Genomic DNA, 24846 nt, shown 5'->3' with positions numbered 1-24846 from the left:
CGCCGCGCAGGATACCGCGCGCCGGTGATGTCCCGTTGAAGCGCTCATGCCGGATCCAGTGCGCGCAGGACGCCGCGCGCCTTGGCACGGGTCTCGTCCAGCTCGCGCTGCGGATCCGACTCCACCACGATGCCGGCCCCGGTACGGAACCGCACCTGGTTGCCGGCCACCTCGGCGGTGCGGATCAGGATGTTCAGGTCCATGTCGCCATCGCGATTGAGCCAGCCGAACGCGCCGGTGTAGGCGCCGCGCGCGGTGCGTTCGAGCTCGGCGATGATCTGCATGCAGCGCACCTTCGGGCAGCCGGTGATGGTGCCGCCGGGGAACACCGCCGCGATCACCTCGCCCGGGGTGACGCCGGCACGCAGGCGGCCGCGCACGTTGCTGACGATGTGGTGCACGTGCGCATAGCTTTCCACCGCCATCAGCTCGTCCACCTCCACCGAGCCCGGCGCGCAGATGCGGCCCAGGTCGTTGCGCTCCAGGTCGATCAGCATGACGTGCTCGGCGCGTTCCTTCGGATGCCCCACCAGTTCGCGGATGCGCGCCGCATCGTCGTCGCCGGCAAAGCGCGCGCGGGTGCCGGCGATCGGGCGCGTCTGCACTGCATCGCCCTGCACCGACACCAGGCGCTCGGGCGAGGAACTGGCCACTGCCCGCCCGGCCGCAGCGAAGACTCCGGCAAACGGCGCGGGGTTGGCCGCGCGCAGCCGCGCATGCAGCGCCGCCGGGTCGACCGCGTCGGCGAACGTGGCCTGCCAGGCGCGCGAGATATTGGCCTGGAACACATCGCCCGCGCGTAGGTAATCGAGCACCCGCTGCACCGCGTCGGTGAACCGCTCGGGCGCGTCTTCATCGACTGCCACCGGCCCGACCCAGGCCGGCAACGGCGGCAACGCAGCGCACGCGGCGATGTCCTCCACGATGCGCGCCAGCAAATCCTCGCGGCCCGGTTCGGCCAGCGCGATGCAGCGGCCCTGCACACGATCGCGCAACACCGCTGCAGGCGCGCGCAAGGCCAGTGCGATGGGCAGGCCATCGGCGCGCGTGGGCAACTGCAGGATCGGCTCGACCTGGGCGGCCAACTCGTAATCCAGCAACACCGCCCAGCCACCACGAAAGGGCCAGGGGCTGTGCGCCTCGCGTGGCACGCGCTCGGCCTGCCAGGCGGCGTCCAGCGCAACCAGGAAGCTGCTTTCCAGCACCCTGCCCTCGCCATCGCGGGTGCGGCCATCGGCGTCCAGCCGCAGGCTGTCGCCGTCTGCCAGCAACAGCACGTCCCAGCGCCCATGTTCGGTGCCGGAGGCGGTGGATTCCAGCAGTGCCGGATAGCGCTGCGGCGCCAGCCGATGCAGCGCCAGCAAATCGATGTCCGCGTGCAGTGATCTGGTGAGCGTCATCGGTCCGGCTTGGCGAGGGTGCGGAAATTCATGGCGCTGCCGAAACTGCAGCGCGCACGGGAGTGGCGGGAATGGATCAACCATCGATCAGGAAACGACCGATCAACCACGGATCGAACGACAACCGGGCGGCGGCGGCCGCGAAAGTGCCGCGCACCACCGTCGTCCAGACGCACGCGGCGCGGTGGCACCGCCACCGGCGCGCAGGCTCAGATGCGCTTGAACACCAGCGTGCCGTTGGTGCCGCCAAAGCCGAAGCCGTTGGACATCACCGCATCCACCTTGGCCTCACGCGCCACGTTCGGCACGTAATCCAGGTCGCAGCCTTCGCTGGGCTCTTCCAGGTTGATGGTCGGCGGAATGATGCCGGTGTGCAGCGCCATCACCGAGAAGATCGCTTCCACGCCGCCGGCAGCGCCGAGCAGGTGGCCGGTCATCGACTTGGTCGAGCTGACCATGGTCTTGTAGGCGTGATCGCCCAGCGCGCGCTTCATCGCCAGCGTCTCGGCCAGATCGCCCAGCGGCGTGGAGGTGCCGTGCGCGTTGAGGTAGCCGATCTGCTCGGGATTGAGCTTGGCATCGCGCATGGCCGCGACCATGCTGCGCGCAGCGCCTTCGCCGTCTTCACTCGGCGCGGTCATGTGGAAGGCGTCGGAGCTGGCGCCGAAACCGACCAGCTCCGCATAAATGCGCGCGCCGCGTGCCTTGGCGTGTTCGTATTCCTCCAGCACCAGCACGCCGGCACCGTCACCCAGCACGAAGCCGTCGCGCTGCTTGTCCCACGGGCGCGAGGCGGCAGCGGGATCGTCGTTGCGGGTGGACATGGCCTTCATTGCGCAGAAGCCGCCGACCGAACTCGGCGAGGAGCCGCGCTCGGCGCCGCCAGCCAGCATCACGTCGGCATCGCCGTACTGGATCATGCGCATCGCCGTACCAATCGAGTGATTGGAGGTGGCGCAGGCCGATACCGCCGAGAACGTCGGGCCTTTCAGGCCTTTGATCAGGCTCACCTGGCCCGGCAGCATGTTGATGATGGTGCTGGGCACATAGAACGGCGAAATCTTGCGCGCGCCGCCCTCATGGAATTTGATGGTCTGCTCTTCGATACCGAGCAGCCCGCCGATGCCGGAGCCGAGGATGGCACCGATGCGTTCGGCATTGCTTTCGTCGATCTCCAGCCCGGAGTCGTCCAGCGCCATGAACGAAGCGCCGACACCGTAGTGGATGAACGAGTCCATCTTCTTGACGTCCTTGGCGGACACAAAAAGCGTGGGATCGAAATTCTTGATCTCGCCGGCGATCCTGGTGGTGAACTGCGAGGCATCGATCTGCGTGATCGGGCCGATCCCGGAGCGCCCGTGGATGATTCCATCCCAGCTGCTGGCCAGATCATTGCCCAGCGGCGACACCATGCCCATGCCGGTAACGACAACACGACGACTCATTGCAGATCTCCTCACCACGGAACGGACGGTGCTTGCGGTTAGCGGGTGACGCTTGAAAAACACAGGGCCGCATCAGCGGCCCCATGGGATGTCTGACGCAGCAGCGGCATGACGCACGCCACCGCCATCAGGAACAACGCATCAGCTCTTGACGTGCGCCTTGACGTAGTCGATCGCCTGCTGGACCGAGGTGATCTTCTCGGCCTCTTCGTCCGGGATCTCGCACTCGAACTCTTCTTCCAGCGCCATCACCAGCTCGACGGTGTCCAGCGAGTCGGCACCCAGGTCATCGACGAACGATGCGCTGGTGGTGACTTCCTCTTCCTTGACGCCGAGTTGTTCGACGACGATTTTCTTGACGCGTTCTTCGATGGTGCTCATTGGGGATATCGCTCCAGCTGGAGTAGTGGTGGTTCGAGTTTCAGGATCCCCACACACGGATGTGCGGTGCTCCTGTGAGGGACTCACAAACGCCATCGCCGCTGCGATGGCCGCGTTGGATAGTGTAGTGGAAGCGCCCGGGCCTTGCATTGCATCACAAGTCCCGGCCGATCAGCCACTTAGCGCCTCCCGGCGGCGCACGCTCACGGCATGTACATGCCACCGTTGACGTGCAGGGTCTCACCGGTGATGTAGCGGGCGGTCGGCCCCGCCAGGAACGCCACCGCATTGGCGATGTCCTCCGGCGCACCCAGATGGCCCAGTGCAATCTGCTGCAGCAACGCGGCCCTGGCTTCGTCCGGCAGCGCCTTGGTCATGTCGGTATCGATGAAACCGGGCGCCACCACGTTCACGGTGACCCCGCGCGAGCCGATTTCCTTGGCCAGCGACTTGGAGAACGCGATGATGCCGGCCTTGGCCGCGGCGTAGTTGGTCTGGCCCGGATTGCCGGTCACACCGACCACCGAGGCGATATTGATGATGCGGCCCTTGCGCGCCTTCATCATGCCGCGCATCACCGCCTTGGAGGTGCGGAACACGCTGGTCAGGTTGGTGTCGATGATGGCCTGCCAGTCGTCGTCCTTCATCCGCATCAACAGATTGTCGCGGGTGATGCCGGCGTTGTTGACCAGGATCGAGATGGCGCCCAATTCCTTGCCGATCGCATCGATCAGGCCATCGACCGCCGCGGCATCGGTGACGTTGAGTTCGCGGCCGTGGCCACCGCCGGCGGCCAGGCGCTTGCCGATGGCCGCCGCGCCGGACGCCGAGGTGGCGGTGCCGATGACGGTGGCGCCCTGGGCGGCCAGGGTATCGGCAATGGCCGCACCAATCCCGCGACTGGCGCCGGTGACGAGGGCGATTTCGCCCTGCAGTGGCTTGCTCATGACTACTGTTCCTCGAAGGGAGACGTCGCGATCATCGCCGCGAACGTCGAGGGGATCTGCATACCGCGTGCGCGCGCTGGATCAGTGCGTCCACGCGTCGAGCGCGCCGGCGTAATCGGCGGGTGTGGCCAGCGCACGGGCGTCCAGACGCTTGTCGATGCGCTTGATCAGCCCGCTCAGCACCTTGCCGGGGCCGCATTCGGCGACGCGGGTGATGCCCCGGGCGGCCAGCGCCTGCACGCAGCCGGTCCACTGCACCGGCAGGTACAACTGCTCCACCAGCGCCTGGCGGATTGCGGCGCTGCCCTCGTGCACGCGCGCGTCAACGTTCTGCACCACCGGGATCTGCGGCGCCTGCCAGCTCAGCCCGGCCATCGCTTCGCCCAGCTGATTGGCCGCATCGCGCATCAGCGGGGTATGCGAAGGCACGCTCACTGCAAGCTTGACCGCCTTGCGCACGCCGCGCTCGGCCAGCAGCGCCAGCGCGCGGTCCACCGCTGCGGCATCACCACCGATCACGATCTGGCCCGGCGAATTGAAGTTGGCCGGCACCACCACCTGGCTGCCGGACGCCTCGGCACAGACCTGCTGCACCACCGCATCCTCGGCACCCAGCACCGCCGCCATCGCGCCGACACCGGCCGGGGCGGCCGCCTGCATGAACTGGCCGCGCAGGCGCACCAGGTGGGCGCCGTCGTGCAGCGACAAGGCGCCGGACGCAACCAGGGCGGTGTATTCACCCAGGCTATGCCCGGCCAGCAGCGCCGGGCGCTGCCCGCGCTGCGCGTTCCACAGCCGCCACACCGCCACGCCCGCAGCCAGCAGCGCCGGCTGGGTGTACTCGGTGCGGTTGAGCATCTCTTCCGGGCCGCCCTGCGACAGCGCCCACAGATCGACACCGGCCCCATCGGAGGCCTCGACGAAGGTCTCGCGGATCTGCGGGTGCAGTTCGGCCAGTTCGGCCAGCATGCCCAGGGACTGGGAGCCCTGGCCGGGAAACACGAAAGCGAGCGTAGATTCGGTCACGCGTTGCTGCCTACGAAAATCGAGCCGGGATGATACGTGCGAAATCGCCCGGCCGTCTGTACTGACGCGTATGCAAGAGTCGCTTGGACTTGGCCCGAGGCCGCAAACCGCGCACCAATCCGATCCCGACCAGGCGCGCAACCGCATCAGCCGCGCGGCCGCGCAGCGATCCAGAATCGATGTCGAAAAACGCCGCCGGCGAATGCGGCGGCGCTTGGGAACTCGGAGCGGCTACCAACACGTAGCAAGCGGTCGTCAGCCGGCTGCGCACGGCGCGCAGGAACCGGAGTGTAGGCGAGGCACATGCCACACCGAGCATCGGGCGCGCGCCTGGCGGCCGCGCAGCAGGCTGGTTAGCTGCGCTCAGTAGCGCAGCAGCGCCGAGCCCCAGGTAAAGCCGCCACCGAACGCTTCCAGCAGCAGCAATTGACCGCGCTGCACGCGGCCCGAGCGGACCGCCTCGTCCAGCGCCAGCGGCACCGAGGCCGAGGACGTGTTGCCGTGGCGATCCACCGTGACCACCACCTGTTCCATCGGCAGCTCCAGCCGCTTGGCGGTGGCCTCGATGATGCGCAGGTTGGCCTGGTGTGGAATCAGCCAGTCTAGGTCGTGCTTGTCCAGGCCGTTGGCAGCCAGGGTCTCATCGACCACCGAATCCAGCGCCTTGACCGCGTACTTGAAGACGTCGTTGCCCTTCATCAGCAACGCACCGCCGCCATTCTTGCCTTCGCCGAAGCCGACCGACACGCCCACCGGGTCCCACAGCAGCTCCTTCTTGCTGCCGTCGGCATGCAGGTGGGTGCTGAGGATGCCGGTCTCTTCGTCGGCCTTGAGGATCACCGCGCCGGCACCGTCGCCGAACAGCACGCAGGTGGTGCGGTCGGTCCAGTCGACGATGCGGGTCAGGGTTTCTGCGCCCACCACCAGCGCGGTCTTGGCGTCGCCGCTGCGCACGAACTTGTCGGCCACGCTGAGCGCGTAGACAAAGCCCGAGCAGGCCGCGTTGACGTCCATCGCGCCGCAGCCGACATTGCCCAGCCGCGCCTGCAGCAGGCAGGCCGTGGACGGGAAGATCAGGTCGGGGGTAGTGGTGCCGACGACGATCAGGTCGATCTCGTCGGCGGTCACACCGGCCGCTTCCATCGCCTTCAGCGCGGCGAAATACGCCAGATCGCTGGTGGTCTGGTCGTCGGCGACGATGTGACGCTCACGGATACCAGTGCGCGAGAAGATCCATTCATCGCTGGTGTCGACGATCTTCGACATGTCGTCGTTGGTCAACACCTTTTCGGGCAAATAGCTACCCGTGCCCGCGATTCTGGAATAGATCCGCTTGCTCATACTGTTTCCTGGTGCAAGAGCCGCGGTGACCGGCGGCTCCGGAAGAATCGAGGGTCGCCCGGCCGCGCCTGGCGCGGCGGGCGCCACGGATCAATCTTCTTGGACGGCCGACGACTTGGTCGTGATCACCTTCTTGCCACGGTAGTAACCGTCGGCGGTGATGTGGTGGCGCAGATGGATCTCGCCGCTGGTCGGGTCGGTCGACAGCTGCTTGGCGGTCAGGGCATCGTGCGAACGACGCTGGCCGCGGCGGGACGGGGTGACACGGGATTTCTGCACAGCCATGGGATTGCTCCAACTTTAGTTCGATAACTTGATCTGTTGAGTCGAACAGCACGCTCTACGCCCGCGTCGACCTGTCTTTCCGCCCTTAACAGCGGCGGTTACTGTTTCTTCAACGCTGCCAGCGCCGCGAACGGACTGGCCTTGTCTTGCTCTTCCTGGCTCGGAACCCACTCGGCCTCGACAGCCTCGCTCCCCGGCGCCATCGGCACGACCGGCACCGACAGCACCAGCTCGTCCTCCACCAGATCCATCGCCCGCAGCATGCCGTCGTCGGGCACCAGCAAGGCTTCGTAGTCGGGCGGCAACGCGGCCTCTTCGTCCTCGTCGCGGATCAGTCCAAGACGCTGCCTGACCTGCACCGGATACAGAAACCGCTGCAAGGTGCGCTGGCAGGCCAGCGGCAGCTCGACATCGATGCTGAGTTCGACATAGGCGACCTTGAGCAGAGCGTCCTGATCGAATTGAAGCGAATAGACGCATTCGCCCTCGGTATCGACCAGACTTCCCTGCAAGCGAGTCATCGCAGATAGCGGGATGCGGCCATCGAAGCGCCTGCGCGCTGCGACCATCCGCCAAGCATCCAGCATTTCGGGTACGTTCGCGGACATAAGCCACAGAATGTTAAAGACCCGCCGTAGCCATGTCAAATGCACCCATTCACAGATGCTGCAACCGGTGCAGGCTGGCAGACTCCCCTGCCCGCCCTTGGCCACGCCCATGATGCCACGCCTGATCCTTGCCTCCACCTCCGTCTACCGGCGCGACCTGCTCGGCCGCCTGCAACTGGAGTTCAGCACCGCCAGCCCGCAGGTCGATGAGCAGGCACGGCCGGGCGAACGGCCGGCGGCCCTGGCCAGCCGCCTGGCTGCCGAAAAGGCCGCTGCAGTGGCGGCCGGCGCCCCCGACGCCTGGGTGATCGGCTCGGACCAGGTCGCTGATCTGGACGGCGAGGTCCTGGGCAAACCGGGAACGCTGGAGCGGGCGCATGCGCAACTGACTGCGATGTCCGGCCGCATGGTGCGCTTCCATACGGCAGTGAGCTTGGTCGGCCCTGGACGCACAGCGCACGCGCTGGACCTGACCGAAGTGCAGTTGCGCCCGCTGACGTCGGCAGGGATCGACCGCTACCTTGCCGCCGAGCCTGCGCTGGATTGCGCAGGCAGCTTCAAGTGCGAAGGCCTGGGCGTCAGCCTGTTCGACGCCATTCGCACCAGCGACCCCACCGCATTGATCGGCCTGCCGCTGATCGCGTTGACGCGGCTGCTGCGGCAGGCGGGGTTCGTGCTTCCCTGATACCCGCTCCGGCCGCAGCGTGCGGCAGGAGCATCGGCCGGCAGACGCAGGACAGCGGCAACAGCACCGCCCTGCTAAATGTCAGGCCGGCCAAACCACCGAGCCACTCCCTGGCGATGGCCTGCCCCGCCCCTGCCGATCCTTGCTACGGACGCGCCAGTTCGCAGAACTGATAGGGATAGTCGGCCTGCCCGACCTGCGAGGACAAGGTGCGGCAGCGCGCCGGATCCAACGTCAACCCATACGCAGCAAGACGCTGCTGCGCAGCCTCGCGCACCGCGCGGTCCGCAGCGGCGGTATCCAGCGCCTTGCCCTTGGGCACCGTGAGCAGACAGCGTCCTGGCTGTACCTCCGCCAGCCCGGCACGCAGCCCGCGCGCGATCAGCCAGCGCAGCCGCGTGCACTGCGGCTGGACATCCCAGCCCAGCTGTTGTGCCAGGTGGTTCATTCGATCGACACGCAACTGCTGCTTGTCGCGCGCCGCACCCAACATCGCATAGAGCCGCGCCCGCTCGGCGATCAACGCACGCACGCGCTGGCGATACGGATCTGTTTCGGAGATGTTGGTGGCCACCCCGATGTAGCGCGCCTGTTGCGGCAGCAGCGGCACGCGCCAGGACTGCGGCTCGTCGCCGACCAGCAACACGGTCGCGGCAGCCGAATCGCCAAGTTCCGGCTGCTCGACCCGAAAACTGTCGCGCGCCCAGGACTCGTGCCCCCAATCCTTCCATCCCACCACCGCCACCAGCGCGCACAGACCGATCAACCAGGCCGCCTTGCGCTCAGGCCGAGTTGCAAAGGCGCGTCGGCACACGATCCACAGCACCAGCGGTGCCAGCAGCTCCAGCACCACCAGGTAGCGATGAATGCTGAAGATCGCCTGCCACAGCACGTAGGCAACGCCGAAGAAGACCAGCAGCACGACACCGGAGCGATCGAGCTCACCCGCCCGCACCGGACGCCGCAGCACGCTGCGCCCCAGCGCGATCACGACTACCGCATACAACACCGCCCAACCTGCCTGCACCAGACCGAGATCGCCGATCCGCTGTGGCTTGAGCGTAAACAGCAGCGGCCAGATCAGCTGTTCGCCGAGGTTGCGTGGCAGCCAGCGCACATCGGCAATCGACACCGGCGCCGCCAGTGGCGATTGGAAGATGCCGTTGAATTGCGGAAACAACGGGTTGCCCAGGTGCTGCCACACCTGCCAGTACCAGGGACCAACCACCAGCGCCACCACCAGCAACGCCGTGCCCGAGACAATGCCGAGCGCAATCACGCGCGAGCGCCCGCGCCCGCCATCGCAGAGCATCGCCGGTGCCAAGGCCAGCGCGTACAGTGCGTTGGTGAGCTTGAGCGACACCGCCAGCCCGATCAGCGCGCCGGCCATGACCCATAACCGCCCAACGCCCGCACCGTTGCGCGCCCTGGCCTGTGCCCACAGCATGGTGGCCACGGCCCCCAGCACCGGTATCGCACTGGCGGTATCGCCCATGGTGCTGCCCAGTTCGGACAGGAACACCGCACTGCACATGCCGGCCAGCGCGAGCAGCGGCGCCCACTGCGCGCGCCGGGGATGGGTCGACAGCACCCGCCACGCCACCGCCGCCACCGGAATGAAGACCAACGCGTGCAAGGCGCCCAGCAAGGCCCCCGCCAGCGGCCCCGGCAGACGTAGCATCAATCCGGCATGCAGCGCATCCAGCAGCGGGCTGAAGTAGCTCTGCATCTGCGCAGGCGCCAGATCCACGCCCAGGCGCTGATTGACCCACGCATCTCCGATGTAGAGGTGGTAATTGCGCAGATCCCAGTTGGCATCCTGGCCGAGGCCGAGCGACAGCAGCGCGCCGAGTAGCACCACAGCACAGACCGCCGCGACGACATGCCGCGGCGAATGAAAGCCGAACCGCCGGTCCGCCCAGTGCAACAGGCGCGCTCGGCGGGCAATGGTCGCGGAGCCGGTCGCGGCTGCCATCAATGCGCATCCCTTGCATGCGACATCGCCTGCAGACTCCCCACGCCCGGTTCGGCGAGGTAGGCCAGATGCTTGGCTTCCACACGCCCGCGCGTGACCGTGTCCAGGATCAAGCCGCAGGCCAGCAGCAGGAAGCCCAGCAACATCAATGCCACGCACAGGATCGCCGTGGGAAAGCGCGGCACCAGGCCGGTCTGCAGGTAGGTTTCCAGCAAGGGGATCGCCAGCACGATCGACAACGCAGCACTGAGCACGAAGCCGATCGAGAAGAACAGCAACGGCCGCTCGGCCTTGAACAACTTGGCGATGGTGGTGAGGATGCGCCAGCCATCGCGCCAGGTATTCAACTTGCTTTGCGAGCCTTCCGGGCGCACGCCGTAGGCGGTTTCGACCTCGGCAACCGGCATGCGCAACTGCAATGCGTGCACGGCCAGTTCGGTTTCGGTTTCGAACCCCTGCGCATGCGCAGCGAAGGACTTGACGTAGCGCCGCGAGAACACGCGATAGCCGGACAGCATGTCGTCGAAACTGCGACCGAACAGCAGCCCCACGCAACGCGTCAGCAATACGTTGCCGACGCGATGACCGGGCCGATAAGCGGCCTGCTGCTGATCGCGTCGCGCGCCGACCACCATGTCCAGCCGTTCGTCGACCAGCTTGCGCACCAGCACAGGTGCAGCAGCGGCATCGTAGGTGGCATCGCCATCGACCAGCACATAGATGTCGGCTTCCACATCGGCAAATCCACGCCGCACCACATTGCCCTTGCCCTGCAGCGCGACGCGGCATACCTGTGCGCCGGCGTCGGCCGCAATCGCGGCAGTCGCGTCGCTGGAATTGTTGTCCAGCACGTACACGACAGCGCCCGGCAGGGCCGCGGCGAAAGCGCCGACCACCTCGGCCACGGTCGCCGCCTCGTTGTGGCAGGGCACCAGCACGGCGATGCGAATCCCGGACGCAAGCGCGGGATGGGGAAAGAGGTTATCGGTCATTGCGGGATCTAGGGTGCGGAAACGGTGACGGGTTGTTCCCACCAGTCCTCGACGCTGCCGTCGCGGCCGTGCAGGCGCAGTCCCAACCAATGCGTGCCGGGCGGCAACGCCTGCGTGTCGAGCGTGGCGGAAAAGCCGACATTCGGATGCTGCGGGTCGGTGGAGATTTTCCAGTACGGGCGCACGTCCAGCGCACTGCCATACTCGGCGTTCGCCACCGGGCGGCCGTCGAGCAGCAGCTCCACATCCGCCAGCCCGATGCCATCCTTGAAGGCCCAGCCGCGCACCTGCACCCGGCCAGCGACGTTCGCATCCGGCAGCGGCGTATCGATCCACGCCATCGCCGGGGCCACGCATGGCCCGGGTGCGCGCTGGGCCGGCAATGCGAACAACAGGAAGCGTTGGTAGCCATGATCGGTGGAGACCACGGTCGGCGGCGGCAACGGCCCGACCATGTCGCAGATGGCGTGATAGCGCGCGAGCAGATCGCGGTAGCGCTGATCGCTGGGCGACAGCACCAGCAATCGCGGTCCCTCACGCGTGCCGTCGCTGAGCAGGCCCCACTGCTGCAGCTGCGCGCTGCGCCCGTGCTTGTCGTTCAACTCGGCATGCAGCACCTGAATCTGCGCATTGCGCAACTGGAAACCGAGCTCGGCGCCGACCTTGAAATTCTCCGCCAGCACGCGCGTGCCCGGCGGCATCTGCGCCAGCTGGCGCTTGACCGCACGCGCCAGATCGTTCCAGCCGGCAAAATTGCGTGGGTAGTATTTTTCGCCCGCCGCCTGCGCGCGAATGGAGGGTACCGACACCGCCAGGTAGTACCCATACGCGCCGAGCATGCCGAGCAGCGCAAGCAGCCAGGCGGCACGTCGCAGCGGATGCGGCCAGCGCATCAGGATCATCGGCACCGGCACCAGCAGCGCGAGATAGCCAGGCAGCGGCCAATGGAAGCTGATGCGTTCGGCATCGCTGAAGAAGCCGACCACGAAGATCGCCACGGTGGAGATGCCGCCCAGCAGGCCGAAGTAGCGCCATTGCGCGCGTGACCCACCGCCGGTGCGGGTGCCGGCCAGGCCCACCTTGAGCATCGCCCACGCCAATAGCGGCGTCACGGCCACCGCCTGGATCAGCAGGAACCACAGACCGCTGATCTGGAACCGCCACGGATGCCGGTCGACCAGCTGGAAGCGCAGCCCGGCCTCGTCATGGTCGGTGTTCCAGAACAACAGCGGCAGCCAGCTCACTGCGCCCACCGTCAGCGCCATCCAGATGCGCGGGTCGCGCAGCACCGCGCGCCCCTGCGGGATGCACAGCAGCGCAATGCAGCCCACCCCGATCACGCCGACGAAGCGGTAGTGGCTGAGCGCACCGATGACCAGGCCGATGGCGAGCTCCAGCGCACTGGTGGCATCGACCTCGCGCAACAGGCGTGCGCCGGCATCCATGCACAGCACCGCGGCCAGGGCCATCGGCACGTCCGGCACCGCCAGGATGCCCAGCGTGGCCGACAGCGGCATCAGCAGGGTCAGGCTGCCCGCCTGCCACCCGAGGGTGGAGCCGAACCAGCGCGTGGCGATGTGCGCGATCAACCACGGCAGCAACGCGGCGATGGCCAGAAACGGCAGCCGCAACGCCAGCAGATGATGTCCACCGAGCTCGACACCGAGCCGCGTCAGCCAGGCGGTCATGCCCGGCAGATCCGAATACGCCGCGGCCAGATGCTGGCCTTCCTGCCAGTAGAACGCCTCGTCCACGAACAACGGCAACCGTGCAGCGATCAACAGCTTGACGGCAGTGGCCAGTGTCCACAGGATCACGAAGGTGCGATGTGCGCGTTGGTCCCCCTGCATTGCCCTGTGCACTCTTCTCTCACCTACGGAATTGTGATGTCGACACCGCTGCGTTCCACGGAAATGCTAACCGATGCGCTGCGCCAATCGCTGCGGCGCGCGCAGGACCAGGTCAATTCGCTGCTGCTGGGCAAGGCGCAGGAAGTGCGGCTGGCGTTCGTGGCACTGCTGTCCGGGGGACATTTATTGATCGAGGACCTGCCCGGCCTGGGCAAGACCACCCTGGCCCACGCCATGGCCTCCAGCCTGGGGCTGGGTTTCCAGCGCGTGCAGTTCACCTCGGACCTGTTGCCGGCCGATGTGCTGGGCGTATCGGTCTACGATGCCGCCTCGCGCCAGTTTCAATTCCATCCCGGCCCGGTGTTCACCAACGTGCTGCTGGCCGATGAAATCAATCGCGCCCCGCCGCGCACGCAGAGCTCCTTGCTGGAAGCGATGGCCGAACAGCAGGTCACCCTCGACGGCGTCACGCACGCCTTGCCCGAGCCGTTCTTCGTCATCGCCACGCAGAACCCGGTGGACCTGTCGGGCACGTTTCCCCTGCCCGATTCGCAGCTGGACCGCTTCCTGCTGCGGCTGAGCCTGGGCTACCCCAGCGCCGATGCCGAACGCGCCCTGTTGTCGGGTACCGACCGGCGCGAATTGATCGCCCAGGCCACACCGCAGCTCAGCGATACCGACGTGGTGGCGCTGCGCGCCGGGGTCGGCCAGATCCACACCAGCGATGCGTTGATCGCCTATGTACAGGCGCTGCTGCTACGCAGCCGCCAGCATGCCGGGGTTCGGGTGGGGCTGTCTCCGCGCGCCGGCATCGCGCTGCTGCGCGCCGCCAAGGCTTACGCGCTGCTGCTGGGGCGCGAGCATGTACTGCCGGAAGACGTGCAGGCGCTGTTCGTGGCCGTGGCCGGGCACCGGCTGGTGCCGGAAACCGAATCCTCGTCCGGACCGGCGCTGGCCAAGGCGCTGCTGCACAGCGTGCCGGTGGACTGATACCGGTGCGTGCGTCATTGCGCGGCATTGGCCGCCGACTCAGCCTGCTGGCCCGTCCGCGGGGCGCGGAAGCCTTGCCGATCGTGCTGGATCGGCGACGGATCTATGTGCTGCCGACCCGCTTCGGCCTGTTCGTCAGCGCCTTGTTGCTGGCGATGTTGCTGGGCGCGTTGAACTACAACAACAACCCGGCACTGCTGCTGGCACTGCTGCTGGCCACCGCCGGGATCGCCAGCAGCATCATGGCGCACCTGCAGTTGTCGGCGCTGCGCGTGGAGGCAGTCTCGGCCGAACCGGTGGTCGCCGGCGAACCGCTGCGCATGCGGGTCTCGCTGGCCCGCCGCGACACCCGCCTGCGGCGTGGCCTGCGCCTGGATCACCTGGACAGCAGCGGCTTCTGTTCGCTGCTCGATCACGACAACGCCGAAGTCGACCTGCTGGTGCCCACCACCCGGCGCGGCTGGCAGGACATCGAACGCATCCGCCTGTCCAGCACCCAGCCGCTGGGGCTGGTGCGTGCGTGGTCCTGGGTGTGGCCGGAAACCCCGCTGCTGGCCTACCCCCGGCCCGAGGATCACGGCCCCACCCTGCCGGATGGCGCCGGCGCGCCCAACCAGACCCGTCTGCACGCCCAGGGCGAGGAACTGCACCAACTGCGCCCGTACCGCGCCGGCGACGCACCGCGCACGATCTCCTGGAAGCATTCGGCCCGCCGCGACACCCTGCTGGTGCGCGAGTACGAACAGCCGCTCGGCAACGAAGTGACGCTCGACTGGCGCACGCTGCACGCACTGCCCTACGAACGCCGCATCGCGCGGCTGGCACGCTGGATCAACCTGGCCGAACGCGACGGGCGCCGCTATCGCCTGCTGCTGCCCGGCCAGCCGCCGCTGGGGCCTGCGCAAGGGCCCTCGCACCATCATCTGTGTCTGCGCGCCCTGGCACTGCTTCCCCATGACTGAGCCGGCCCTTCCCATTTCACAGGCCAGCCGTGGCTGGGTGCTGGCCACCAGCTGGCTGGCGCTGGCGCCGCTGCTGCTGCAGTTGCCTGGCCTGCTCGCCGCCACCATTGCGGTGGCCGCGGTGTTGGTCGGGGCGATGAGCTGGCGCGGCAGCCTGCTGGCGCCGTTGCGGCTGTTGCTGGTGATCGCGATGCTGGCGGCGGTGTACTGGCAGATCGGCATGCGCTTCGGTCGCGATACCGGCTGCGCGGTGCTGGCCGCGATGCTGGCGATCAAGGCATCCGAACTGCGCAGTTTGCGCGACGCGCGCAGCCTGCTCGGCTTTGCGCTGTTCGCTCCATTCGCCGCATTCCTGCTCGACCAGGGGCCGGCGACGATGGCCCTGGCACTGCTGGCCGTGCTCAGCGCCCTGCTCAGCATGCAGCGGCTGGCCGACGAGGAGCACCGCACCACCACGCCTACCCTTCGCCTGCAGTTGCGCGGCATCGGCAAACTGGTGGCGATCGGAGTGCCGCTGGCACTGGCCACGTTCTGGCTGCTGCCGCGCCTGAGTTCGCCGCTGTGGGGCGTGCCCGAACGCGCACTGTCGCGGCCCGGCCTGTCGGACACCATGTCGCCGGGCGAATGGATCGACCTGATGGCCGACGACAGCCCGGCGCTGCGCGTGCAGTTCACCGGCAAGGCGCCGCCGCCGCCGCAGCGCTACTGGCGCGGTCCGGTGATGTGGGATTTCGACGGCCGCAGCTGGCAGCGCGCGCGCTGGACCGGTCGCGGCCAACCGGCATCGGTCACGCCCGGCCCGCAGACCTATCGCTATCGCATGGATTACGAGCCCACCGATCGTCGCCAGCTGGTCTCGCTGGACCTGCCGACCCAGGGCGTTGCCAATGCCGATCTCTCGCCCGACTACGAACTGTTTGCGCAGCGCCCCTTGAGTGCGCTGACCCGCTGGGAGCTGCAATCGGCACCGCCGGCACGGTTCGACACCGACCTGCCCGGGCAGCTGCGCAAACGCGCGCTCGCGCTGCCGCCCGGCTTCAATCCACGCACGCTCATCCTGGCCGGGCAATGGCGTGCCGAGGCTGGCGGCAACGACGATGCCATCGTGCAACGGGCGCTGCAGTGGATCACCCGCGAATTCGCCTACACGCTGGACACGCCGCTGCTGGGCCGCAACAGCGTCGACGAATTCCTGTTCCAGCAGAAGGCCGGATTCTGCGAGCACTTCAGCTCGGCGTTCGTGGTGCTGATGCGCGCCGCCGGCATCCCCGCGCGCGTGGTCACCGGGTATGCCGGCGGGACCTACAACAGCTTCGGCAATTATTGGGTGGTGCGGCGCATGGATGCGCATGCCTGGACCGAGGTGTGGCTGGCAGGCCGCGGCTGGGTGCGCGTGGACCCCACTGCCGCAGTGGCGCCCGAGCGCATCTACGACACGCTGGAGGATCGCCTGCAAAGCGGTGGCGGCAACGACTTCGCCCAGCTCGGCGCCTGGGCCAGCCTGGGCCAGGTCAGCGACTGGCTGCGCCGCGGCTGGAACGATCTGGTGCTGTCCTTCAACGCCGACCGCCAGCAACGGTTGCTGCAACCGTTCGGCATCGAGCGCCTGGATCCCACCCAGCTGGCCGCCATCTTCGGCGTGTTTGCCGTCGGTGCCCTGGCCTGGATGGGGTGGCTGCTGGCGCGTGGCGAACGCGAACGCGATCCGCTGTTGCGCGCCTGGCATCGGCTGGGCCGCCGTTACGGCAAGCTTGGCCTGGCGCGCGAACCGCACGAACCGGCCATCACCTGGGCACAACGCGTCGCCCGCACACACCCCGACACGCCACTGTTGGCACTCAGCCAGCGTTTCGCTGCCGCGCGATACGCTGGCGCTGATTCGGACAGCGCCTCACTTCTGAAAGACCTGCTGCAGCATCGCCCGCGAACCGGAGCTTCCTCATGAGTACCCGATTTCTGATTCCCATTGTCGCTGTGCTCGGGCTCGCAGCCTGCGCTACCGCGCCCAAGCCGCTGCAGGGCCAGTTCCCCACGGTCAGACCGAACGATTCCACTGCCAGCGCACAACTCGGCACCTCGGTGCGTTGGGGCGGCAAGATCATCCAGACCAAGCCCAGCCAGGGCCAGACCTGCTTCGAGTTGATTTCGCGTCCGCTCAACGCCAGCGGGCGTCCGGATCGCAATGCCGTCGATGCCAGCGATGGCCGCTTCCTGGCCTGCCGCGCAGGCTTCTACGACCCGGCAGTCTTCGAGCCCGGCCGCGAAGTCACCTTCATCGGCAAGATCGAGGGGTATGAAACCACCAAGATCGGCGAGTACGACTACAAGCTGCCCAAGGTGGCGGCCGACGTGGTCTACCTGTGGCCGGAAGTGCGCGACGTCGAGGTGATTCCGGCCTACCCGTACGGCCCGTGGGGCGACCCGTGGGGTCCGCGCTGGGGCGGCGGCTGGGGCTGGGGCCGCGGCTGGTGGTAATCCACCGCTGAGCCAGCCGTGATGCAAAACGCCGCTCTTGAGGAGCGGCGTTTTTGTTTTCGCGCAATATCAAGCGCGATGGCCAGCCGCGTTACGTTCTCCACCTAGCGGTCAAGGCAACCCTGGAGCGTCCCAGGATCAAGGCGTACCAAATCGCCCCAACGGCGCCCCGGCCAGCAGATGCAGATGGATATGGAACACCGTCTGCCCGGCATGCTCGCGGCAATTCATCACGATGCGGTAGCCGTCCTGCGCCAGGCCCTGCTCACGTGCGTACGCGGCGGCGGCGAGCGCCAGCTTGCCGACCAGCAGCGCCTGCTCCGGCGGCACATCGTCCAGGGTGGGAATGGCGTGTTGCTTGGGAATGAACAGCACATGCACCGGCGCCTGCGGCGCGATGTCTTCGAAGCCCAGCACGTCGTCGTCTTCATACACGATGGTGGCGGGAATTTCGCGGCGAATGATCTTGCCGAAGATGGTGTCGGTCATAAACGGGATTCGGGATTCGGGATTCGGGATTCGGGATTGGGGATTGGGGATTGGGGATTGGGGATCGGCAAGAGCTTACCGCGTGCGCGGACCGGCTTTTGCCAATCCCCAATCCCGACTCCCCAATCCCCGCCCTCAAGGCACCTCACTGCGGGTGCCGAAGGCATGCGACAGGGTGCCGCGGTCCACGTATTCCAGCTCGCCGCCCAGCGGCATGCCCTGGGCGAGCCGGCTCGGGCGTACCGCATGCTGGCGGGCCAGCTGTGCCAGGTAATGCGCGGTGGCTTCGCCTTCCACGGTGGCATTGGTGGCGATGATCATTTCGGTGACCTCGCCGGCGGCCAGACGCTCGCCGAGCCGGTCCAGCCCCAGTTCGCGCGGGCCGATGCCGTCCAGCGGCGACAGCCGTCCCTGCAGAATGAAGTACAGGCCGCGGTAGCCGGTGGCGTGCTCGATCGCCAGGCGGTCGGCCGGCGACTCCACCACACATAGCTGCTGCCGATCGCGGCTGCTGCTGGCGCAGATGGTGCAGATTTCCGATTCGGTGAAATCGCGGCACTGCACGCAATGCCCGACCTTCTCCACCGCATTGCCCAAGGCCGCGGCCAGACGCCGCCCACCCTCGCGCTCGCGCTCGAGCACGTGGTAGGCCATGCGCTGTGCAGATTTCTGGCCCACGCCCGGCAACACCCGGAAGGCCTCGATCAGTTGTTCGAGCAGTGAGGACATTGGGTAACCGGGATTGGGCATGGGAGATTCGGGATTCGCAAATGCAGAAGCAATCTCGCTTCTAGCGAATCCCCAATCCCGATTCCCGAATCCCCTCGATCAGAAAGGCAGCTTCATGCCAGGCGGCAACTGCATGCCGGCAGTGGCCGAGCCCATGCGGTCCTTGGATTCTGCATCGATCTTGTTGGAGGCGTCGTTGAAGGCGGCGGCAATCAGGTCTTCGGCCATTTCCTGGTCGGAGAGGATGCTGGGGTCGATGCGCACCTTGCGGCATTCCTTGGCGCCGGTCAGTGTCACGCTGACCATGCCGCCGCCGGCAGTGCCGGTGACTTCCAGCTTGGCCAGTTCTTCCTGGGCGCGCTGCAGGTTTTCCTGCATCTTCTGCGCCTGCTGCATCAGTTGGGCAATGTTTCCACGCATGGGTCGTTACTCGTCGTAAGGGCGGATGGAATCGGGAACCACCCGCGCGCCCTGCTGCTGGATCAGCTGCTGCACATTCGGGTCGTTCATGAAAGCGTCTTCGGCAGCGCTCTGGCGCTCGCCTTTCTGCCGGTTGGCACGCTCGTGCAAGGTCTCGACATCGGCACTGCCGGTCTCGATGACGATGCGCGGCGTGTTGCCCAGCACCGGTGACAGCGCCTGCGCCAGGTTGGCGATGGAGCGCTCGGAAGTCAGGTATTCGAAGCCCGGTGCCAGCGCCAGCCGCAGCACACCATCGCGGTGACCGATAAAGGCCGCGTTGGCCGCGAGCTGCCGCGACGGGCCGTTCAGGCCACTGCGGGTGACCAGGTCCAGCCACTGCTCGGCATCGGCGATATGGCCGTCAGCCAGCAACGGCGCCGGGGTGCCGGCCGGCGACGCTGCCGCCAGCGGCACGGCCACCGCCTCAGGTGCAGGGCCAGGATCTGCGGCATCGACCGGAGGCGCCATGGCTGCTTCCGGCGCGACCACCATCGATGCTGACGGGATCGCCGGCGCAGTGGCCGATGTGGATTCGGACGCAGAGACGACGGTGGACGGCACTGCGGGCGTCCTGACCGGTGCATCGTCCACCGCCCAGGGCGGGGTGTCGTCGGTGCGCGCTGGCGCCGCGCCAGCAGGCGCTGCCGAGGGCGCCAGCGAGACCACCGGCGCCGCCGCAGCGGCGGCCGGCGGTGCAGCAGGCACAGGTGGCGCAAATGCCGCTTCCATGGCCTGCGCCGGCTTCGTTGCAGGCATGGATGCGGCGACAGCCGGAGCAGCCGCCTGGATACCGGCGCCCTCCGCACGCGCGCCGCCGCCAACCGCGGCTCCACGGCCATCGTCGCTGCTGCCGGCCGGCACCGCTGCCGCCGGCCGGAAGGCCAGCATGCGCAGCACCGCCATTTCAAACCCGGCGCGCGGGCTGGGCGCCAGATACAGATCGCGGCGTCCATTGAGCGCCATCTGGTACCACAGCTGCACCACTTCCGGGCGCAGCTGCGCGGCAAACGGAGTCGGGTCGATACCATCGCCGACAAATGCCACCGACGGCACCAGCTGTTGCACCTGCACGCGGTGCAAGGCCTCGGCCAGCGCTTCCAGCACGCCACTCCAGTCCGGCGAGAATTCGGCCAGCGCGGCCACGACCTTGAGCAACTGCGCACCATCGCCATCGGCCAGCGACTGCAGCATGGCGCCGACCTGGGTGCGGTCCACCGTGCCGAGCATCGTGCGCACCACATCCTCGCGCAGCGCACCCCCGGCATAGGCAATCGCCTGGTCCAGCAGCGACAGGCCATCGCGCAGCGAGCCGTCGGCCGCCTTGGACAGCTGCACGATCGCCGACGGGTCCGATTCGATCTGCTCGGCGGCCAGGATGCGGGTCATCTGGCCCTGGATCTGGTCCTCGTCCAGGCGCTTGAGGTTGAACTGCAGGCAACGCGACAGCACCGTCACCGGCAGCTTCTGCGGGTCGGTGGTGGCCAGCAGGAACTTCACATGTTCTGGCGGCTCTTCCAGCGTCTTCAGCAACGCATTGAAGGCCGCCTTGGAGAGCATGTGCACTTCGTCGATCAGATAGACCTTGAACTTACCGCGCGAGGGCATGTACTGCGCGTTCTCGATCACCTCGCGCACATCGTCCACGCCGGTGTTGGACGCGGCGTCGATTTCCAGCAGGTCGATGTAGCGGCCGGCGTCGATATCCAGGCAGGCCGGGCACTGGCCGCACGGATCGGCACTGGTGCCGGTCTCGCAGTTCAGCGATTTGGCGAAAATGCGCGCGATTGTGGTCTTACCCACGCCGCGGGTGCCGGTGAACAGAAATGCGTGGTGCACACGCCCACTGTCGAGCGCATTGCTGAGCGCGCGGACCACGTGTTCCTGGCCTACGAGTTCGGCAAAACGCTTCGGGCGCCACTTGCGGGCGAGAACGAGATAGGACATCGGGCAACCAGCTTCGTCTGAATCGATATTGTGCCATGCCATGTCAAGCCGATCGTTCAGCAGGTGTCGCCTCCGCCCGCCTTCACGCAACCGACCGCCCCGCCCCGCCGGCCCCTCCATGGCCCGCATGCGGTGTGGCGCGTGCATGCTCGTCCTTGTTAACGGCGCGCGTGGCGGCTAGAATCCCGCTCCTGCCTTCGACCCGGTCGTCCGGCAGGTACGGAGAGGTGTCCGAGTGGTTGAAGGAGCACGCCTGGAAAGTGTGTAAGCGTCTAAACCGCGCTTCGGGGGTTCGAATCCCCCTCTCTCCGCCAGATTACGCAAACCCCTGAGAAATCAGGGGTTTTTTGTTAGCGTAAAAACTGGCTGCAGCTGCGCAAGTCGGAACACACGACGCCCATGCGCATTCCTCATCATCTCGTTCGAGCCCCCTCCGGACTCTGGTCGTATCGCCAGCGTGTGCCGGTCGATTTGCAGCCGATCGTGGGTCGCCAGACCTTCAAACGCACCCTCCATACTTACGACATGCGGGAGGCCCGCCTGCGCGCGCTGACCCTTGCTGCCCGGTATGCTCAGGTCTTCACTGTGTTGAGGGACCGACGCATGCAAAGCCAAGACGACGACTTGGACGCGCTTCTGGCGCGCCTGACTGGCACCCAACGCCCGCAGGAGCTGACCTTGAATCGGACGCGCTCGGCGGACGGGTCGATCACCGAGCAATGGCAGATCGACACCCCCGAAGACGTCACGCTCTTCCAGCAACTGATGGCGCTGACGGCTCCCCAGCCCAGCGCGTTGGGGGAGCTAATTCATCAGCACGTGCCTCCCCTCCCAACGCCGCGGCGGACGACGAAGCCCGCCATCGAGACGATCACTCTGGGCAAGGCCCGTGATGCTTGGCTGACCAGCCTCAAAGGCAGCACCTTGCCCAAGACCTGGACCATCAAGCGGACCGCCGTCGAACTGCTGACCAGCTTCCTTGGCGAGAAGACCAAGCTGCACACGGTCACCCGTTCGGACCTGGCCCGGTGGTATCAAGACATGCGCGACAAAGGTGCCTCCACTCCAACGCTAACCAACAAACAGAGCTACATCGGTGGCAAGGGCGGGTTCTTCGAGTGGGCCCAAGCGTCCGGCCACTACCCCCGGGGCGACAACCCCGCGTCCGGGCACGTGAGCTACTCCACCCGCGAGAAGCGGGCCCGGCGCAAGTTCGGCTTCAAGGCCTACGACGCCCACCAGGTCCAGGCCTTGTTCGCGCCGGCTGCTTTTGAAGCCCTGCCCTTGGCCGCGCGATGGGCCTCCCTTCTCGGGCTGTATACCGGCGCCCGCGCCTCGGAGGTCGGCCAACTGCTGACCGCCGACGTGGTCGAGGATGGCGGCCTCCCCTGCATCCAGATTTCGGACGAGGGCGAGTATCAAAAGGTGAAGACAGACGTGAGCTTGAGGACGGTGCCTATCCATCCCGACCTGCTCGCCCTGGGCTTCCTGGACTGGGTCCAGCAGGCGCGGGACAAAGGGCAGGAGCGCTTGTTTCCAGCGGCGAAGGCCGACGCTAAAAATGGGCAAGGCAACTGGATCTCCAAAGCCTTCAGCCGGCACCTGGCCGAGGTGGGCAAGAACTGGCCCAAGGCCAAGCGCGGCTTCCACTCGCTCCGCAAAACCCTGATCCAAGAGCTGCAGGGCGCGGGCGTGGTGTCCGAGCTCCGGGCTCAGTTAGTCGGCCACGAGCTGGACGACGAACACCACGTCACCTACAGCCGAGCCTTTACCGCCAAGGAGAAGCTTGACGGGCTCAGGGGCGTCTCTCCGGGCCTTTCGGTGCTGGCCTACGGGCTCAGCCTGGACGCGCTGCGGTCCCTTGTCGCCCCCAACCCTCCCCCCTGTTGGGAATTTGCCCTAAGAGCTCTCGCTTGAACGAGAAGTTATATGGTCATTGGTGCCTAGACCACTACTCGAAACGCTGGCAAAGTCAGAGCCAATAACCAACCCATACAGCTAGGAGAGCAACGTGGCCAAGATCGAATTCGAGGAAAAGGAATACGAGACAGCACTTTATAGAGTCGTCTCTGAAAAATCCTTTTCAGACGCCAATTGCGAGCTGTGACCGATCCATGGCGCCCAGGGATAACTGCGACATGGCACGGATCCAGGCACGCAAAAGCGCGATCCAGCGCATCAACCAGCGCAGGTTGTAGCCGGCGGCGCAGCCCAGGACATGCAGTGCATCGCCTTGGGTGCCCTTTAATCTGCAGCGGCGCAGCCGGCAGTCGTCTTTCAGATGGCCGATCACCGGCTCCACCGCTTGCCGTCGCTTGATCCAGTGCCACTGCCGGCGCGTCAGCGTCTTGGCTTTCCCACGGTGCAGCACCTGTACCCCATCGACCTCGCGCCCGCGATAGCCCAGGTCCACGATCGCTACCGTCGGGGCGACAGCCACGTCTTGCAGCAATCCGCGTGTCTGCTCCAGTTGCTCGGCCAAGGTATCGCCGTCGTACGGATTGCCAGGGAAACTGCGCGCACCCACGACCAATCCCTTGCAGGCCGTCACCGCAATGCCGACCTTCACGCCAAACTCGTACGGTTGACGCGCTTTGCCCTTGCCGATGCATTCCACCTCCGGAGCATGCAACGCATACAGCTTGTGCTTGTCCTTGGGGTGTTGCGTGTACAGGCGTTGCGCACGGTCCAGCCACACAGCGATGCGCTCGCGCACGCTGTCCTCCACTGCGTCTAGCTTGCGCTGCATATCGCGCACCACGCGCCCCAACACTGTGCGTTGGCGCCGCAGCGCAGCTCGCATGCGCTTGAACTGGCGCGCATGGGCATAGCGGCCCGCCTTGCGGCTCAAGGCAGGGCCTTGCCGTGCGTAGGTTTGCCGCAGCGCAATACCGTGGCGCTTGGCCAGCAGCACCAGCTTCTTGCGTGCCACCTCCAGCAGACGGCTGTCGGTCGGATAGGCGATTGCCTTTTCCTGCACCGTGGTATCCACGATCACCCGCGACAACTCGCGTGCATCCACCGCCCTCATCGCGTGCGCCGCATTGATCGTGTGCGCCAGGACCTCTTCCATCCCAGCTTCGCCCAGGCGCTGACGCCAGCGCGTCAGCGAACTGGCATCGCATGGCAGACGCGTCTGGAACACCACCTCACCGGTGAAGAACTGCCAGTACGGATTCTCCAGCCAGCGCTCGCACACCGCTTCGTCGGACAGGTCATAGGCGTGCTTGAGGTACAGCAAACCGGTCATCAAGCGCACCGGCAAGGCCGGACGCCCACCTCCGGCGGGCGTGGCCGGCAAGTGCGAGCAAAGCGCCTGCTCCAACGCGGCCCACGGCATCCGTTGACTCAACTGCGCCAGCGGATGGCGCAGATCGATCTGGTTCTCCAGGCGCGAACGAAACAACTCCTCGGCGGGGGTGTCTTCGGCAGCAGGGCGGCGTGTACGCATGGACGGAAATTGCAAGAAATCAGCCCACAGCGTAGCGAAAACTGGTAGTTCCGGCACGCCTGCGCGGCCGGTAACGCCTTACTGTGACTGGGATGGTGGGGATTTTCAGGGACGACTTGTTAGGAGCGCTATTGGCGCACGTGAAAAATCGCAATGACCACGCAGTGCCCAACCAGGCGCATTCAACCGGTGCGTTGCGGATGGCGGTGGACAGCGCTGGCGAAAGTCACAGCACCCACTGATTTGTGGAGCGAGAAGAACTCAAGCGAACACATCTTTAAAGGTCATGGTGATAGCAAAAAGTTTTCTGAACTTTGCAGGATTACCGACATCGAATTTTAGTCTCACGCATGGGATCTATACCCACTTGATCCATGCGATGGCAAAGTCCACTATTCATGAAAGGGAA

22 protein-coding genes, 1 tRNA gene and 1 other RNA gene are annotated in these 24846 nt (G+C 66.6%); 7 read left to right on the top strand and 17 right to left on the bottom strand.

The window, feature by feature from the left end:
• Positions 1-44: 44 nt before the first annotated feature.
• The 9 genes from HG421_RS04020 to HG421_RS03980 all read right to left on the bottom strand — a co-directional run bounded on the left by HG421_RS04020 (position 45) and on the right by HG421_RS03980 (position 7433).
• A complete protein-coding gene (locus tag HG421_RS04020; RefSeq protein WP_169705314.1) occupies positions 45-1400 on the bottom strand; it encodes an aminodeoxychorismate synthase component I in 1356 nt (451 codons plus the stop codon).
• Positions 1401-1609: 209 nt separating this feature from the next.
• On the bottom strand, positions 1610-2845 hold the full coding sequence (gene fabF, locus HG421_RS04015) for a beta-ketoacyl-ACP synthase II (RefSeq protein ID WP_169705313.1): 1236 nt from the start codon (positions 2843-2845) through the stop codon (positions 1610-1612).
• A 141-nt stretch (positions 2846-2986) separates the two neighbouring features.
• Positions 2987-3226 carry an acyl carrier protein gene (acpP, locus tag HG421_RS04010; RefSeq protein ID WP_002814322.1) on the bottom strand — a complete coding sequence of 80 codons (240 nt, stop codon included), beginning with the start codon at positions 3224-3226 and terminating at the stop codon, positions 2987-2989.
• A 203-nt stretch (positions 3227-3429) separates the two neighbouring features.
• A complete protein-coding gene (fabG, locus tag HG421_RS04005) occupies positions 3430-4173 on the bottom strand; it encodes a 3-oxoacyl-ACP reductase FabG (protein ID WP_169705312.1) in 744 nt (247 codons plus the stop codon).
• Between the two features lie 81 nt (positions 4174-4254).
• Positions 4255-5199, bottom strand: coding sequence for an ACP S-malonyltransferase (fabD, locus tag HG421_RS04000; RefSeq protein WP_169705311.1), 945 nt, complete (start codon positions 5197-5199; stop codon positions 4255-4257).
• A 229-nt stretch (positions 5200-5428) separates the two neighbouring features.
• A non-coding RNA gene (locus HG421_RS03995) (sX9 sRNA) lies at positions 5429-5504 on the bottom strand.
• A 58-nt stretch (positions 5505-5562) separates the two neighbouring features.
• The gene (locus HG421_RS03990) at positions 5563-6540 is read right to left on the bottom strand and encodes a beta-ketoacyl-ACP synthase III (protein WP_169705310.1); all 978 of its coding nucleotides are present in this window, start codon (positions 6538-6540) and stop codon (positions 5563-5565) included.
• A gap of 90 nt (positions 6541-6630) precedes the next feature.
• Entirely contained in the window at positions 6631-6825 is a 195-nt protein-coding gene (rpmF, locus tag HG421_RS03985; protein ID WP_010368401.1) for a 50S ribosomal protein L32, read from the bottom strand.
• 98 nt (positions 6826-6923) lie between these two features.
• Positions 6924-7433: a YceD family protein gene (locus HG421_RS03980; protein ID WP_169708080.1), complete on the bottom strand. Its 510-nt coding sequence runs from the start codon at positions 7431-7433 to the stop codon at positions 6924-6926.
• 109 nt (positions 7434-7542) lie between these two features.
• On the opposite strand from HG421_RS03980, the gene HG421_RS03975 reads away from it, so the two are divergent.
• The gene (locus HG421_RS03975; protein ID WP_169705309.1) at positions 7543-8118 is read left to right on the top strand and encodes a Maf family protein; all 576 of its coding nucleotides are present in this window, start codon (positions 7543-7545) and stop codon (positions 8116-8118) included.
• 145 nt (positions 8119-8263) lie between these two features.
• Here the strand turns inward: HG421_RS03975 and HG421_RS03970 are convergent, their stop codons facing one another.
• The 3 genes from HG421_RS03970 to HG421_RS03960 are packed head-to-tail and all read right to left on the bottom strand — an operon-like array spanning position 8264 to position 12935.
• Positions 8264-10093 (bottom strand): glycosyltransferase 87 family protein, encoded by a 1830-nt coding sequence (locus HG421_RS03970; protein WP_211161779.1) that lies wholly within the window; start codon positions 10091-10093, stop codon positions 8264-8266.
• Positions 10093-11085, bottom strand: coding sequence for a glycosyltransferase family 2 protein (locus HG421_RS03965; RefSeq protein ID WP_169705308.1), 993 nt, complete (start codon positions 11083-11085; stop codon positions 10093-10095). The genes HG421_RS03970 and HG421_RS03965 overlap by 1 nt, the downstream gene beginning before the upstream one ends.
• Before the next feature lie 8 nt (positions 11086-11093).
• A complete protein-coding gene (locus HG421_RS03960; protein ID WP_169705307.1) occupies positions 11094-12935 on the bottom strand; it encodes a glycosyltransferase family 39 protein in 1842 nt (613 codons plus the stop codon).
• 36 nt (positions 12936-12971) lie between these two features.
• On the opposite strand from HG421_RS03960, the gene HG421_RS03955 reads away from it, so the two are divergent.
• From HG421_RS03955 to HG421_RS03940, 4 genes are read left to right on the top strand one after another with little or no spacing between them, the layout of a single operon-like run.
• A complete protein-coding gene (locus HG421_RS03955) occupies positions 12972-13925 on the top strand; it encodes an AAA family ATPase (protein ID WP_169705306.1) in 954 nt (317 codons plus the stop codon).
• A 5-nt stretch (positions 13926-13930) separates the two neighbouring features.
• Positions 13931-14887, top strand: a complete 957-nt coding sequence (locus tag HG421_RS03950; RefSeq protein ID WP_169705305.1) for a DUF58 domain-containing protein — start codon at positions 13931-13933, stop codon at positions 14885-14887.
• On the top strand, positions 14880-16832 hold the full coding sequence (locus HG421_RS03945; protein ID WP_169705304.1) for a transglutaminaseTgpA domain-containing protein: 1953 nt from the start codon (positions 14880-14882) through the stop codon (positions 16830-16832). The genes HG421_RS03950 and HG421_RS03945 overlap by 8 nt, the downstream gene beginning before the upstream one ends.
• Entirely contained in the window at positions 16829-17362 is a 534-nt protein-coding gene (locus HG421_RS03940; RefSeq protein ID WP_169705303.1) for a Slp family lipoprotein, read from the top strand. The genes HG421_RS03945 and HG421_RS03940 overlap by 4 nt, the downstream gene beginning before the upstream one ends.
• A gap of 138 nt (positions 17363-17500) precedes the next feature.
• On the opposite strand, the gene HG421_RS03935 is transcribed toward HG421_RS03940, so the two are convergent.
• The 4 genes from HG421_RS03935 to dnaX form a co-directional block, all read right to left on the bottom strand.
• Positions 17501-17851: a histidine triad nucleotide-binding protein gene (locus tag HG421_RS03935; protein ID WP_169705302.1), complete on the bottom strand. Its 351-nt coding sequence runs from the start codon at positions 17849-17851 to the stop codon at positions 17501-17503.
• Between the two features lie 135 nt (positions 17852-17986).
• Positions 17987-18580, bottom strand: a complete 594-nt coding sequence (gene recR / locus HG421_RS03930) for a recombination mediator RecR (RefSeq protein ID WP_169705301.1) — start codon at positions 18578-18580, stop codon at positions 17987-17989.
• A 99-nt stretch (positions 18581-18679) separates the two neighbouring features.
• Complete coding sequence (locus HG421_RS03925; RefSeq protein ID WP_005913896.1) at positions 18680-19000, bottom strand: YbaB/EbfC family nucleoid-associated protein; 321 nt, start codon at positions 18998-19000, stop codon at positions 18680-18682.
• Positions 19001-19006: 6 nt separating this feature from the next.
• On the bottom strand, positions 19007-20986 hold the full coding sequence (gene dnaX / locus HG421_RS03920) for a DNA polymerase III subunit gamma/tau (protein ID WP_169705300.1): 1980 nt from the start codon (positions 20984-20986) through the stop codon (positions 19007-19009).
• A gap of 221 nt (positions 20987-21207) precedes the next feature.
• Between dnaX and HG421_RS03915 the strand changes: the two genes are divergently transcribed.
• Together HG421_RS03915 and HG421_RS03910 are read left to right on the top strand one after the other, a co-directional pair.
• Positions 21208-21300 (top strand) — tRNA-Ser (locus HG421_RS03915).
• Between the two features lie 85 nt (positions 21301-21385).
• Positions 21386-22903, top strand: a complete 1518-nt coding sequence (locus HG421_RS03910) for a site-specific integrase (RefSeq protein ID WP_169705299.1) — start codon at positions 21386-21388, stop codon at positions 22901-22903.
• Between the two features lie 166 nt (positions 22904-23069).
• Here the strand turns inward: HG421_RS03910 and HG421_RS03905 are convergent, their stop codons facing one another.
• Positions 23070-24437 carry an IS5 family transposase gene (locus HG421_RS03905; RefSeq protein WP_168968245.1) on the bottom strand — a complete coding sequence of 456 codons (1368 nt, stop codon included), beginning with the start codon at positions 24435-24437 and terminating at the stop codon, positions 23070-23072.
• Positions 24438-24846 lie beyond the last annotated feature (409 nt).

Source organism: Xanthomonas campestris pv. badrii (assembly GCF_012848175.1).
In the GTDB taxonomy this organism is placed as follows: domain Bacteria; phylum Pseudomonadota; class Gammaproteobacteria; order Xanthomonadales; family Xanthomonadaceae; genus Xanthomonas; species Xanthomonas campestris_C.
Note: the sequence above shows the minus strand (reverse complement) of the source record. Positions and strands in the feature narration are given on the sequence as shown.